Raw genomic sequence first — 13,834 nt, forward strand, 5'->3', positions numbered from 1 at the left:
ATTAAAAAACAATTTTACGACAAGGATCATCGACATTCATTGATTGTTTCTGACGATAGAGTTCATCGTAGAATTTCTTTTCTTGTAAGGCAATTTTTTCAGCAGTGTCGCGGTTGTTTCCGATTTGCTGAACAAGTTTTTTTCCATCTTCTTTTGCTGTTTTTAAGTTCGGGAAGTTAGTGATGATTTCCTGTTGCTTTTTCTTGATTTGAGTCCATACCTGAAAAATGGCATCGTCTTGGGCTATTTCCAGCGCAGATCTTTTTTTATCGGCGCGGTATTTTGCAAGATTTGCCAGCGTTTTGTCTGGTTCCAGATTTAACATTTGTTCCCAGGTAAAATCGACAGACCAATCTCTCACTTTTTTACCATTGAGCATAATCGGAGCGGAGAAAACCTCCTTTTTATTGACAGCAAGAGCTCCAATCGAATTGGCCGTTCTTAAGATTTCATCCTGTTGTCTTTTGTAGTCGAGAAGAAGTTTTTTTAATTCTTCTCCGTTGTATCCCTTTTTGGTTCCTCTGGCCGCAGCCTGGAGCCTGTCGATCTGACTAAAGAGAGCAGTGAATTGTTGATCTCTCACGCAAGTAATGCAGTCACTTGAGTTCTTGAGCATGTAATCTGTCAGCTTATCAGCTTTAGGATCATAGTAGTAAAGGTAAGGAGTGATACTAGCATAAACTTCCGCTGTGATCTCTTCACCTTCGTCAGTGGAAATCATAGGGTAAGCAGCATCTCTGGTGTCAGCGCGCGCATTCAAAAAGGCCATTTCTAATGTCGTTCCTTTTTTAAGGTTTTTCATCAATTGACCAGAAAAAGCACTGTCGCCGGCGTATCCGTAATGATTTGGCCCTGTGGCCGTAATAATACATGTGTTAGGGGCATCCTTTTTGAGCGCCATCGTATTTCCCGAGTGGCAGCTCAAGTCAACAAGTCCAAGCCTGATGCCTTTTTCATTGGTAAGTTTAACCAACTCTTCCAAATCATCCATGCTCACGAGCTTTGTTCCTGAAAGATTATTGAGATCGGTGGCCGCTCCACCGGAAGCAGCGACAGAGTGAGTTTTTTTATTTCCTACTTTGGCGGCTCCGTGAGTGTTCATGATGATCATGAGCTGGTCGCCGGATTTAATATCGCCAAGAAGAATACGGGCCTTGTATTCTTCAATCATTTTTTTGTAATTTTCTGGAGTGAAGTTTGAAACAGGCGCAACTGGAGTAGGGTATTCAGAACTCATAAGTTGCTCTGTATCCGCGTGGCCTCCATTAAATGAAATTTGATACTGCCAATCAGTTCCTTTGAGATTTTTTCCCAAGGTTTTCATCGTGCTGTCAAAAATTGTCGAATTCCCTTGCGGCTCACCACCGCCACCCATGATGGCCATGAAGCTTTCCGCTTTAAGAGTTGTTGATGAGAAGAGAATTGAAGCGAGGATCAGTGTTTTAATTTTCATCCAATTATTAAAACATAAGAGGTTGATTTGGTTCAAGAAAATTGCCCCCTTCCGAGGAGAGTCTCAAAAGAGGGGGGCAACTATAAGATATTATTGAAGTAAACTTTTTCCAGTTGATTTTAGATCGTCACAAGCAGTGGCAATTCTTTCTGTCATCATTTTCTCAGCAGACTTCATCCACTCGCGAGGGTCGTAGTGTTTTTTCGATCCAACTTCTCCGTCTACTTTTAAAACTTTGTCGTAGTTCTTCAGCATGAAGTCTACAACTGGTCTTGTGTAAGCGTATTGAGTGTCAGTATCGATGTTCATTTTAATGACACCATAACCAAGAGTTTCGTGAATTTCAGAAAGCTCACTTCCAGATCCACCGTGGAAAACTAAAAAGTGTTCTGCCTCAGCTCCGAAAGCTTTTTTAACAGCGTCCTGACCATCTTTTAGGATTGTCGGGCGAAGTTTAACGTTTCCTGGCTTATAAACACCGTGTACGTTTCCGAAAGTAGCAGCGTACATGAATGTTCCAATAGGGCGAAGAGCTTTTGCGATCTCTACCATTTCTTCTGGAGTTGTATAAAGTTTATCAGCTGGAGCATGTTCATTGTTAACACCATCTTCTTCTCCACCAACAACACCAGTTTCTACTTCAAGAATAAGTTCGCTTTTTGCAAATCTCTCAAGAAGTTCTTTTGATTTTTTGATGTTTTCGTTTAATGGAAGTTCCGAACCATCAAACATGTGTGAGTTAAATAAATTTGGAAGACCTTTTGCGCGTCTTTTTTCTGTTTCAGCAACTAGCGGAAGCATGAAGCTCTCCACGTATTGAGGGTGGCAGTGATCTGTGTGAAGGGCGATTAAAACATTGTATTTTTCGGCCATCAGGTGCACGTGCTGAGCAATAGAAATAGCCCCTAGTGCCATATCTCCCACGCCCTGTCCTGAAGCGAATTTCCCGCCTCCCGTAGACACTTGAATGATACCATCAGACTTTTTATCGGCGAAGGCCTTTAGTGCGGCATTGGCAGTCGACATAGAAGTCACGTTAATGGCCGGATATGCGTACCCGCCGGCTTTTGCTCTCTCTAGCATTTGTTTATATTGTTTAGGTGTGGCGACTGGCATTATATCTCCTTGGTACTTATTTGCAGAACTCTTTTGGGAAAGAGTTTATCTTTTACGTCTCTTATTCGCTATAAAAATGCACTTGTAAGGTACATTTTTTCTGTCTTTGCAGAACTCTTAAAAAGTAAGATTCGTGTCTAACTTTTTTATGCGATATAAAAATGCACCTGGGGGTGCATTTTTTCTGTAAATTTGTTACTATCGAAATTCCATAATTTTTTATGACTTGAGGTATCTATGCTAAAAAAAGTAGAAAAGAAATATTCTGCGAAAAAAACACCAAAAGCTGAGCTGAAAAAATGGTACGAGCTTATGACTCTTGGTCGTATGCTTGATGAGCGCGCTCCAAACTATTTAAAACAAGCGGTTGGTTGGTCTTACCACGCACCATACGCCGGCCACGATGGAATCCAGTTAGCTATCGGACAAACATTTGTAAGAGGAGAGGATCATCTTTTCCCTTATTACCGCGATATGCTGACAGCTGTTTCAGCTGGAATCACTGCTGAAGAAATTATCCTTAACGGTATTTCTAAGGCGACAGATTTAGCTTCTGGTGGACGTCACATGTCTAACCACTTTGCTAAGCCAGAGTGGAAGATTCACAACGTTTCATCTTGTACAGGTAACCACACACTTCACGCTGTTGGTGTTGCCCGTGCAATGAAGAGATACAAACACAAAGGTGTAGCATTCTCTTCTCAAGGTGAATCATCTGTATCTGAGGGGTACTGTTACGAAGCTATCAACGGAGCTTCTTGTGAGAAACTTCCAGTTGTTTTCGTTTTCCAGGACAACGGATACGGGATTTCGGTTCCAAAAAGAGATCAGACAGCAAACGAGCGAGTTGCTGATAACTTCTCAGGGTTCCTAAACCTGACAATCATTCACTGTGACGGAAAAGATGTTTTCGATTCTATGTCAGCGATGGAAGAAGCAAGAAGAATCGCGATTGAAAAATGTGAGCCGGTTATCGTTCACGCAGACTGTGTTCGTATCGGAAACCACTCGAACTCTGATAAACACGAATGGTACCGCGATGAAGAAGAAAGAGCGGCCGCAAAAGCTCAGGATCCATACCTGGCGTACAGAAAAGAACTATTGAGCTCAAAAGTTTTCACTGAAGCAGAACTAAACGCTATTGATGAAGAACAAAAAAAGGTCGTTTTAGACGCTCACACAAAAGCGATGAAAGCACCAAACCCAACTCCGGAATCAATCTTTGATAACCTATGGCCAGAGTCATACGTGTCGACAAAATACCCGGAAGGAACTCACAACCAATCTGGTGAAGAGACAAAATTCATCGACGCTATCAACGGAACACTTAAAGCAGAATTCCGTCACAACCCAAATACATTCATTTGGGGACAAGATATGGCCAACAAAGAAAAGGGCGGTATCTTCAACGTTTCAAAAGGAATGCAGCAGGAATTCGGAATTGAGCGCGTCTTTAACGGGCCAATCGCTGAAGACTTTATCCTTGGGACTGCAAACGGTTTCTCTCGCTTCAGAGACGACATCCGCGTGTGTGTTGAAGGTGCAGAATTTGCTGATTACTTCTGGCCGGCAATGGAACAATACATCGAGATGTCTCACGACTACTGGAGATCAAATGGAGCGTTCTCTCCGAACGTTATTATCCGTCTAGCTTCTGGTGGATACATTGGTGGGGGACTATACCACTCACAAAACCTTGAAGGTTCTCTAGCCGCTATCCCAGGGATTAGAATCGTTGTTCCGTCATTTGCTGACGATGCAGCTGGATTATTAAGAACTGCTTTCAGATCAAAAGGACCAACTCTTTATCTGGAACCAAAATCGCTATACAACTCAAAACAAGCGATGGCCGTTGTTCCTGATGACTTCGAAGTTCCATTTGGAAAAGCACGCGTAAGAAGAGAAGGGACTGACTTAACAGTTATCACTTACGGAAACACAACTCACATGTGTCTTGAAGCTGCTGAAAAACTAGCAGGCGAAGGATACAACGTAGAAGTCGTGGATCTTCGTTCTATTATTCCTCTTGATGAAGAGACAATTATCAATTCAATCAAGAAAACAAACCGCTGTTTAATTGTCCACGAAGATAAAGTATTCGGTGGATTCGGTGGGGAGTTAGTAGGAATCATTAACGATAAAGCATTTGAGCACCTTGATGCGCCAGTTAAGCGCGTAGGTTCTACATTCACTCCTGTTGGATTCAACAGAATTCTTGAGCGTGCGATTCTGCCAAACACAGACCGCGTGTACCAAGGAATGTTAGATCTACTAAAATACTAAGTTAATCAATTTCGTCGCCCTTTTGGAGATTAGTCCAGAAGGGCGATGTCAAAACTTCCCAATCACTTTCATTTACTAATTTATGTTATCCTTTTTTAGATATTTCTTATTTATGTAATTTCTAGAGATGGATCTCGCTCATGAGTAAAACCCTTGTCATCTGTGATAATGAATTTCTAAGCACTTTATACGTCATGAATCTGGAAGTATATCTCGCTACCAAGGCCGAACTTGTCACGACGATTGAGGCGGGGATAGCCATTCATAAAGCGAAGAAAAATTTCGATCTCATCATCTCATTAGATACCATCAATAAGCGCGATGCTTTTAAAGAAATTAACGAATACCGCGGCTCTTATGGAGTGAAGACTCCTTTTATCAGAGTTGGAGGGGATGAAGACACGGATATCGATGGTAAAACATTTGCTGTCTCTTCTCGTTATAATATCCAATCAATTCTCAAAAAATCAGCTTCTATTTTAGGAGTGACGGCCAAACAAATGGCCGAGATGCAGATGGGTGCTTATTATCCGATTTCAATGGCGCCAGTTGAAGGGCTGACAAAAGCTCCTTGTAACCTGTATCTCTCGGTTGATTCTCAATACAAGATGCTTGCCCGTCGTGATGACACGATTGATGAGAGTATCAAAAACGCCAAGGCCACCGGGGTAGACACCATTTTCGTCCGCAGCACTGACCGCCTGGTCATGGTTAACAATGTCTCTTTAAAACTCATTGAGCGTATCACTGAGGCCTTAAAAAATAGCTCAGGCATGTCGATAGATAAAAAAGTTGAAGTGCTTAACGACGGGTTTGAATTTGCGGCCGCCAATTTATTCTCAACAGAGGAAATCAGGCAGGAGATGGCCGAAATCGCCACTGCTTCAGCTAAGGTTATGTCTGATGTTGTAAAAGACAACCCTCAATTAAAAGGGCTGCTGGCCACTATGTTAAGTAACAAAAGTGGTTACATCTTCACGCACTCGATGATCAGCAGCTACGTGGCCAATCATATTATCAAAAACGTTACATGGGGAGGAGAAGGGCAGTCTGATAAGATTAACTTTGTACTCTTCTTCCACGATATCTATCTTTCTCCGATTTATTTAAAACACCCGCAGCTTAAATATGAAAAGGCGCTGTTAGATAATCCGGCCCTTTCTGAAAAAGAAAAAGACATCATTATGAACCACGCTAAATTAGCGGCGGAGTTAGTTGTGACTTATAAACGCTGCCCGATGGGTGCAGACGTTTTGATTAAGCACCACCACGGGATGAAAAAAGGTTCTGGTTTTGCCAATAAGTACCCTGAGGATCTTTCACCTCTTTCTAAAGTACTCTTGATTGCTGAAGCGTTTGTTGAAATTTTTGTAGCGACGACGGATAAAAAAGAGAAAGTGGAAATGAAGCTCATTATTCCTAAGCTGATAGAGGAGTTTGTGTCGCCGTCTTATATTAAGATCATTCAAACGTTAGTGAATCTTCCACTGTAGCTTTTGAGGAGCTTGAATCATTTACGGATTTGAGGAACTCAAACATTAGATCCGGTTGTAAATCTTCGAATGAAATTTCTTTTTGCATAAGAGTGCTTAAGTTTGAATAAGTGCTTCCTGGTAGACCGCATGGGAAAATCAGGCCAAATGCTTCCTGGATTTTTTGATCTTCGCCCAAATTCAGGGCCAATCCATGGTATGTAACAAATTTTCGTGTAGAGAGTCCTATAGAGGCGAGCTTAAATTGTTTTGCCCACAGCCCCAGTAAGTCGGATCTTACTTCAAGTGAGTGGAGTCCATATTTTTTTTCCAGCACATTTTTGATTGTGGCCAAGGCCAATAACATAAAATCAAAAACTTTATATTTTTTATGATCCAGTGAAATCAGCGGATAGAGAACAATTTGTTTTTCATGGTGGAAGGTAATACCTCCACCTCTTTTGATCCTGTGAATCTTTAAAGGTAGCTGCTCTTCTAATAAGGGATCAAAGTCAATAAGTTGAGTTTGATCATTGGCCATTTTTTGAAGTCCTCTTCCCAGAGTCAGGCAACTGGGATGGTTACAAAAAATCAACAGCGATTCATCGGGATGCTCGTAAATTTTTTCTATCATGAGTTCCTGGAATGAATGAGCGATTTCATATGGCCAGGATTTTTTTACGATGACGGCAGTTGATCCATGAATTTCGATATCCTTTAGAGTTAAGGAAAACTCTTCGAGGTTTATGCCTTCAAAAATTTTCACTTCATATGTCCCTGGGCCTTTAAATGTTCCATATAATCGGCAGCCTTATAGCTACTTCTGACCAATGGACCTGAGGCGACAAACTTAAAGCCCATCTCATAGGCCTTATCTTTTAACATTTCAAATGTCGATGGGTGATAATACTCTAGGACTGGAAGATGTCTTTTCGTCGGGCGCAGGTATTGTCCGAATGTGATGATGTCTACATCTATGGCCCTTAAATCCTTCATCGTAGCGATGAGCTCATCAACTGTTTCCCCCAGGCCAACCATTAGTGAGGTTTTAGTACTGATATCAGGGTAATGATTTTTATAGAACTCAAGACATTTTAAAGTTTGTTGATAGCCGGCCCTGCGGTCTCGGACATCATAAGTCAGGCGCTCTACTGTTTCCACATTTTGGGCAATGACGAAAGGGGAGCTTTGGGCCAGCGTGTGCATGTGCTTTTGTGATCCATTGAAATCTGGGACAAGAGTTTCAACTAACGTTGAAGGGTTGCTTTGTTTGATCGCTTTTACGACATTGGCAAAATGGGAAGCACCATAATCTTCGAGATCATCTCGGTCTACAGAAGTCACAACCAGGTATTTTAGATTCATGACCTGGGCCATTTTTGCAGCGTTGGAAATTTCGTCAAGATCCAACTTGCCCCCAGGATTGCCAGTGTCGACGTGGCAGAACTTACAAGCTCGTGTGCATGTCCCGCCTAAGATCATTATCGTTGCAGTCTTGGCGGCCCAGCACTCACTTAAGTTCGGGCAAGCAGCCTCCTCACAGACAGTCCAGAGCTTGTTTTTTTTCAATTCTGCTTTTACTTCCCGGTAATTCTCACCTCCGGGAAGCTTCACTTTAAACCATTCCGGCTTTTTTTCGATTTCTATTTTTTTAGTGAAGGTTTGCTGGGCCCGAACTTTTTTTTCAAGGATTTTTCTTTTTTCGTCTTCGTAGTTGTAATCAGTTTTGCTCATTGTAGTTCTCTAAGGACTTCCATTTAAGTTCACCACTGCCATTAAAATCTTCCAGCTCCGTTTGTTTGAGCATCTGTCCAGAGAGTAATCTTTCGATAACTTGAGTGGCAGCGCGATTCTGACTGAGTTTCTGGCAATCTTCCGGATCATGACATAAACGATTTTCTTTTAAAAGATCTAGCATAGGCAAATGGCCACCTTTTAGAAGAATAAGGGCCTGTTTTTGTCCTTTTGCCACCTGATTAAAATGGGCAAGGCCTTGATAAAGAGGAGTCGCTCCATCTGTCTCACCTAGGAGGTAAGAGACCGGTACACTAACTGGATACTTTTTGGCATCGTAGATGCGGTTTTGATCGTGCGAAATATTTAAAGGTGCGCAGAAGTTACGTTGGTCTTCGTTGACTAGATTACTAGTAAGCTGCTCTCCGGCAAAGACTGAGACCATGGATAATGTTGTGTCGGCCATGCTCATTTCCTGACAACCAATCATGCCCATTGTGACATCGCCAAAGCTAAATTCTTCTTCCTGTTTTTCGGGATTTCCATAAAAGCTATGAATAAAGCCGCTAAAACTTTCTTCATCCATTAAAAGAACCTGCTCTAAGAAACTTTGATACGATCCCAAACCGTTGTTGAGATACATCATCATGTTGGCCACTTTTGAAAACCAGCTTGCAGGAATTCCCGGGGTATTTGAAAGTTTAAGAATCTTACTTTTCATTTCAACCGGGAGTTGGTTGAAAAAATCCTGAATCAAACGCAGCTTCTTGGGATCGCGCCAAAGCGTTTTATCGGCCTTGTAGACGACGCCTTCTAAAACCAGCGACTTCACTAGCTCCGGATAAAATGAAGCAAATACCGTGGCGGCCACGGTGCCATAAGAGTGTCCATAGGCCGAAACCAAAGAGAGTCCATAGGCGCGTGCCACTAGGGCGGCATCTCTGGCCGTGTTTTCAGTGCTGTAAAATGTTGGATCGAGAAAAAGTTCTTCACTTGCGGGTCTTGAGCAAGAAATTCCACGCTGTTCGAAAAAAATAACGTTGTAGTGCTCAAGAGCAAATTCGCTGGAGCGCGAAGATACTCCCGGCCCTCCGGTAAAAAAGATGACTGAAGGTAATTTGGGGTTAAAAGCTTTTTTTAGATACGAGTAAATCAGGGTTTGCCCGGCAAGAGGGTTTTGGTAATTGACCGGGACAGAAGTGTAGCGGAAGAATTCACCAGATCTCTCTTCGGTATGCTCCTGGCAGACTTCCAGGCCATTTTTATAAACGGGATTTAAGGTGAAACCAAAGGTTTTACCGGCCAGGAGAAATGAGGCTAGAGTGAAAGCTAGAAGTTTCATAAGTCTCTTTTAGAGACTTTCAGGAGAGAATGCCAGATTTTTGAAAAAATTACTGCCTTTTAGCGGCAATATTCCTCTCTAAATTGCGTCTGGATATCAACGGCGTCCCATTCTAAACTCTCGTCGTTTAAATCCCAGTTCAGGTACTTAACCTGGACGTAGTGAACTAGTTCGTGGACAACTGAATCGTCCATGCAGCGTTTATGAGATTCATAATAATCGGCGTCGTCCATGATATAGATTTCGTTATTATCTACCGCAAAGGCATTGGTGATTAAGTCAGGTCTCATGCCCCATTGTTTTTCAATCGCATCTTGAAACTGCTTCAGCGGAGTTTTGCTAGAATAGTAAAATTTAGGAAAAGGGATCGAATCTTTTTTAGTCTGATGCTTTTTTTCCAAAACCTTTTCAAAGAGAAACTCCACCGGGTATTTCAGTGTGGCCTCTTTGGCAAAACTTGTTTGAGTCGTTAAAAGAGCGGCGATTAAAAATAGTGTTTTCATGGGAGAAATTCTAGGAAGGAAGAAAGGCTTTATCAAGAGAGAACTGGCCTCTTTCGAGGCCAGTAATGAAATTACTTAGACTTGTGTGTGTAAGACCCATCCCAATTTGGTGGAGGAGGCACTTCTTTATAGTCTTCGCACATGTGCATCATGCGCTCGAAGCTCTTATCCTCGGGGAATTTCACATGTAGTGATTTAAAGATTTCGAAGGCCTCGGCAAACCTTTGTCCCAAGTACATCTGGAAAGCTTCTTCATATTGGGCCAGGGCCTCTGTCTCATTAATCAAGTGATGGCCAGGATGAAGGACTTCATAAATTGTGACGGCGTTTTCTTTCCCTTTTACTTTTACCTTATCCAGCGTTCTGAAAACGAACTCTTTTTGTAGTTCTGGTGGAATAGCATTTTTAGTGTATTCAGAGATATTTAATTGCACCCCATAGTACTTACAAAGGGACTCAAGACGGGCACCCAGGTTCATGTTATCCCCAAGCGCGGTGTATGAGAAAATCTGATTAGAACCCATGTTCCCAACAGAGCACTCACCAGTGTTAAGACCGATTCCGTGCTTAAAAAGAGGGAAGCCTTCGCGCTCAAATTCAGCGTTGATCGAGGGGAGTCTCTCAATCATTTGCACAGCTCCTTTAACCGCCCAGTAAGAATGATTTTCTAAATCAACTGGTGCTCCCCAGTAAGCAACCATGGCATCCCCGATATACTTATCCAGTGTTCCCTGGTGCTCAAAGAGCGTGTCAGTCATCATAGTCATGTATTTATTTAAACAGTGAGTAAGTTGTTCTGGAGTGAGCTTTTCAGAAATCGAAGTAAAGTCGCGCACGTCAGAGAAGAAGACGGTAATCACTTTCTTTTCTCCCCCTAAACGTACCTTTTCCGGGTTTTTTAGAAGGTCGTTAACAATACTAGGAGCAAGGTAGCGCGAGAATGTTCCTTTGATTTTTTTCTTCTCTTTATTCGACTGATAAAAATGCAGGAAGGTCGACCAGGAATAACAACTCAAAACCGAGAAGAGACAAAAGAAGAGTCTGTTGTTATAGCCTTTAGGAATGAAGTAATACGAGTCTAAGTAGAAAAGCCCACCCATGATGGCAAAGACGGCCACGAAGTCTACAATCGCATTTCCAAAGAGCATCACACTAACGATCAGGGCACTTCCACCTAAAAGCATGATCCAGGAAATTTTTGTCGACTCAAGTTCTGAGACCATGAACTTTCCTTCCAGCATCATATGGACCATGTTCATGTGAAAAACGATTCCGGGAAGAATCGGGTCAACGGGAGTGTTACGTAAATCGTTTGCCCCAAAAGCAGTTGATCCAACGAAGACCAGTTTGTCTTTAAAGATTCGCTGCATTTCCGGGTCATTGTCTTTGGCCTGGAAAATATCCCAAATACCAACAGTGGGAAAGTGATCGAGGCCACCAAACCATCTCACCTTTGCTTCGCCGTTGTAGTTGACATAAAGATTGCCTTTTTTGGTTTGAATGTAGGCCGTTTCAGTTGAAGGGATATTAACGACAGTATGATCACCGCTAAAAAATTCGTAGGCCTGCATAGAGAAAGAAGGGAAGTACATCCCACCTACGTTCGCAATAATCGGGTAGTGACGGAAAACCCCGTCAGCATCAGCTTCGGCCTCAATGTGTGAGATACCTGTCTCTGAGTTGGCCAGGATCTCAATTGGAAAAACTTTTTTCTCAATTAAAAACTCTCTTAAGTTACTTCCTTCTGCTTGCCTGGCGTCCATGATGAAATTGAGAAGTTGATCAGGAGCTTCTTTAAAAAAAGTTTCCTGGTCAATCTCATCCGATTCTTTTTTTACCACCGAATAGGGAAGGATAATTTTTTTCGTCGGGTCTGATTGAAAATTTTTAAATGAGGCACCTAAAAGGTTATCTGGAGATTCAGCATTACAAGCGAGTTCTGGTTCAGAGAAAAAAACGTCGAAGGCGACAACTTTCGCGCCGTAGTTGCTAAGTTTATTGACCAGGTTTGCAATGTGGGTGCGAGTCCACGGCCAGCGTCCAATTTTGGTGAGTGATTTATCATCAATGGCCGCCAGGACTAGGCGGTCGTCTTTTTTGTCGCGGTCAATAGTCAGCTTCATGCGTAGGTCGTAAAAACGGTCTTCGAAAAATGAAGCGTAGTTATAAAGAAAAGACTGATTGGTGTACGAGTTTAAATCTCTGGCGCTGGTGGAAAGGAAAATACTCCCGGCACTGAAAGTAATGATCGCAGTAATCCCCAGGTACTGGAAAATCCTAAAAAGCATGAGAGCTCCCTTTATTAAAAGCTAAAGCGGTATTCAGTCGTAAAAACGTGCTTGCTGTATGAGTAGTTAGTATCGTCCGACTTATTTTTTGTGAAGTCGTAGTTGATACTAATGCGGCTGTTGGCGCTTAACTCACGGGCAAAATCCACAGAAGGGTTGAAAGTTAATTCAGTCCCGCGTGTGGCCTTTTGTTCTTTGGTATCAGTCATAGTTGTGGCCATCGCTAAACCCAGAGTATACTGGGGCATGATTTCCGGAATGATGTAGTCAAAGCGCAGAAGATAAGTGTCAGTGTTGGTACTGCTATTGTTATAGTTGTCGATAAAACTGGCATCAAAAAGAGCGATCAACAGGTGATGAGTTGAAAAAAAGAAAGTCTGGTCAGCACTTAAGCTTGTCGTATGGTTGCTGATTGATTCATCTTTACCATCGTAATTCTTTCTTTTGATTTTTAATGTTGTATCACCGATATTGAAATAGCTAAAGCTTTCTCCAAGCGTGAAAGTAAACGACTTGGCATAAAACTCTTTTTTCTTTTTTTTCTGCCAGTCTTTAAACACGTGAGAGTAATCAATATCAAAAAGCAGGCTTGCTGGTTGCTCCTTCATCTTGTGTTCATATTTATTTTTTAAGCTCATGTTCATCGTAAACGAATCGTTCTGATAAACTTCAGGACTCGATTGGTTGGTGTGTTGGGTGTAAATGAAACGCGCTTCAGGAGAGATGATATAGCGTTTTTTGATCGGGAAGTCATATTTTCCGTAGGCCTCAGTTTCAAAAATATAAGATTCTTTTTTTGATTGCTGAACGTTGTTTTCTTCGTTGGTTAAAGAAATATTGTCATCAAATTTAATTTTTTGTGAAACATACCCGTTGTAGCGTTTTGGATTGATACGTCTTCCATTGACCATGACGTTTGGATCGAGATTGAACTCTACCATTAACTGAGCAATGCGCTGATTGATTTCTGAAGCAAGAGGAGAGGACTTATCGATATTGTAGGCGGTGTTGAGCATTGGGATAATGAAGCGCTCGACACGTCTTTCCAGGTCTTCACCTTGTTGTGATTTTTCACGGGCAATAGAAAGGAGTGTTTCCGCTAACTGGTAGCGGGCAATTTGTTTCATTTTATCGTCAGAATCTTTTTCTTTGATCACTTGGGTATAAGTGTCGCGGGCCTCTTCGTGCTCTTCTAGTATTTGTGAAATATGGGCAACATAATAGAGCGAAGCCGGACGATTGAAGTTTTTTTCTGCTGATGTTTTAAAAGCAGCACGGGCCTTCTTTAATTCGTTAGAAGCATACAGAGCTTGTCCGTATTCGTAGTATAAATCGGCACTGGTGCTATTTTCGCTGATCGCTTTTTGAAATTGGGCAATGGCCTGATCGTATTCCTGCATTCTCGAATAACTTAGACCCATAAGGTAAGACTTACTTATCTTGGTGTCGTTAGAATCGAATTGCCCAAGAGATTCAATGGCCTTTGGGTACTGGCCGTTTTTGAAATATTTGTAAAATTCTTCAATCGTTGAAGCAGAAAGAGGAGAAGAGAGAAGAAGTGTTGTTAACGATAAAAGAGCAGGGGCCCTAAATCTATTGAGAAGCATTTGTTACATCCCTATAACATAAAAAAGCACCCATCT

10 protein-coding genes are annotated in these 13,834 nt (G+C 42.0%); 2 read left to right on the top strand and 8 right to left on the bottom strand.

Annotated features, from left to right (window positions below):
* Nucleotide 1: 1 nt before the first annotated feature.
* Both C0V70_RS07360 and fbaA read right to left on the bottom strand, forming a co-directional pair.
* Entirely contained in the window at nt 2-1,453 is a 1,452-nt protein-coding gene (locus C0V70_RS07360; RefSeq protein WP_133566765.1) for a hypothetical protein, read from the bottom strand.
* Nucleotides 1,454-1,543: 90 nt separating this feature from the next.
* Nucleotides 1,544-2,569, bottom strand: a complete 1,026-nt coding sequence (gene fbaA, locus C0V70_RS07365) for a class II fructose-bisphosphate aldolase (protein ID WP_102243220.1) — start codon at nt 2,567-2,569, stop codon at nt 1,544-1,546.
* Nucleotides 2,570-2,806: 237 nt separating this feature from the next.
* Between fbaA and C0V70_RS07370 the strand changes: the two genes are divergently transcribed.
* Nucleotides 2,807-4,852, top strand: a complete 2,046-nt coding sequence (locus C0V70_RS07370; RefSeq protein ID WP_102243221.1) for an alpha-ketoacid dehydrogenase subunit alpha/beta — start codon at nt 2,807-2,809, stop codon at nt 4,850-4,852.
* 140 nt (nt 4,853-4,992) lie between these two features.
* Nucleotides 4,993-6,345, top strand: coding sequence for an HD-GYP domain-containing protein (locus C0V70_RS07375; protein WP_102243222.1), 1,353 nt, complete (start codon nt 4,993-4,995; stop codon nt 6,343-6,345).
* Here C0V70_RS07375 and C0V70_RS07380 read toward each other — a convergent pair.
* From C0V70_RS07380 to C0V70_RS07405, 6 genes are all read right to left on the bottom strand, one after another.
* Nucleotides 6,314-7,090, bottom strand: a complete 777-nt coding sequence (locus tag C0V70_RS07380) for a lipoyl protein ligase domain-containing protein (protein ID WP_102243223.1) — start codon at nt 7,088-7,090, stop codon at nt 6,314-6,316. The genes C0V70_RS07375 and C0V70_RS07380 overlap by 32 nt on opposite strands.
* A complete protein-coding gene (gene lipA, locus C0V70_RS07385; RefSeq protein WP_102243224.1) occupies nt 7,087-8,058 on the bottom strand; it encodes a lipoyl synthase in 972 nt (323 codons plus the stop codon). Before lipA ends, C0V70_RS07380 begins: the two co-directional genes overlap by 4 nt.
* Nucleotides 8,045-9,400 (bottom strand): alpha/beta fold hydrolase, encoded by a 1,356-nt coding sequence (locus tag C0V70_RS07390; RefSeq protein ID WP_102243225.1) that lies wholly within the window; start codon nt 9,398-9,400, stop codon nt 8,045-8,047. The genes lipA and C0V70_RS07390 overlap by 14 nt, the downstream gene beginning before the upstream one ends.
* Before the next feature lie 59 nt (nt 9,401-9,459).
* The gene (locus C0V70_RS07395) at nt 9,460-9,903 is read right to left on the bottom strand and encodes a hypothetical protein (protein ID WP_102243226.1); all 444 of its coding nucleotides are present in this window, start codon (nt 9,901-9,903) and stop codon (nt 9,460-9,462) included.
* Between the two features lie 71 nt (nt 9,904-9,974).
* On the bottom strand, nt 9,975-12,191 hold the full coding sequence (locus C0V70_RS07400) for a CHASE2 domain-containing protein (protein ID WP_102243227.1): 2,217 nt from the start codon (nt 12,189-12,191) through the stop codon (nt 9,975-9,977).
* Nucleotides 12,192-12,205: 14 nt separating this feature from the next.
* Nucleotides 12,206-13,798 carry a tetratricopeptide repeat protein gene (locus tag C0V70_RS07405; protein ID WP_102243228.1) on the bottom strand — a complete coding sequence of 531 codons (1,593 nt, stop codon included), beginning with the start codon at nt 13,796-13,798 and terminating at the stop codon, nt 12,206-12,208.
* Nucleotides 13,799-13,834: the final 36 nt, after the last annotated feature.

This window comes from Bacteriovorax stolpii (assembly GCF_002872415.1).
GTDB lineage: Bacteria > Bdellovibrionota > Bacteriovoracia > Bacteriovoracales > Bacteriovoracaceae > Bacteriovorax > Bacteriovorax stolpii.

Coding starts and splice junctions, on each gene's coding strand:
- C0V70_RS07360 (WP_133566765.1), bottom strand. CDS start 1,453: ATGAAAATTAAAACACTGATCCTCGCTTCAATTCTCTTCTCATCAACA.
- fbaA (WP_102243220.1), bottom strand. CDS start 2,569: ATGCCAGTCGCCACACCTAAACAATATAAACAAATGCTAGAGAGAGCA.
- C0V70_RS07370 (WP_102243221.1), top strand. CDS start 2,807: ATGCTAAAAAAAGTAGAAAAGAAATATTCTGCGAAAAAAACACCAAAA.
- C0V70_RS07375 (WP_102243222.1), top strand. CDS start 4,993: ATGAGTAAAACCCTTGTCATCTGTGATAATGAATTTCTAAGCACTTTA.
- lipA (WP_102243224.1), bottom strand. CDS start 8,058: ATGAGCAAAACTGATTACAACTACGAAGACGAAAAAAGAAAAATCCTT.
- C0V70_RS07390 (WP_102243225.1), bottom strand. CDS start 9,400: ATGAAACTTCTAGCTTTCACTCTAGCCTCATTTCTCCTGGCCGGTAAA.
- C0V70_RS07395 (WP_102243226.1), bottom strand. CDS start 9,903: ATGAAAACACTATTTTTAATCGCCGCTCTTTTAACGACTCAAACAAGT.
- C0V70_RS07400 (WP_102243227.1), bottom strand. CDS start 12,191: ATGCTTTTTAGGATTTTCCAGTACCTGGGGATTACTGCGATCATTACT.
- C0V70_RS07405 (WP_102243228.1), bottom strand. CDS start 13,798: ATGCTTCTCAATAGATTTAGGGCCCCTGCTCTTTTATCGTTAACAACA.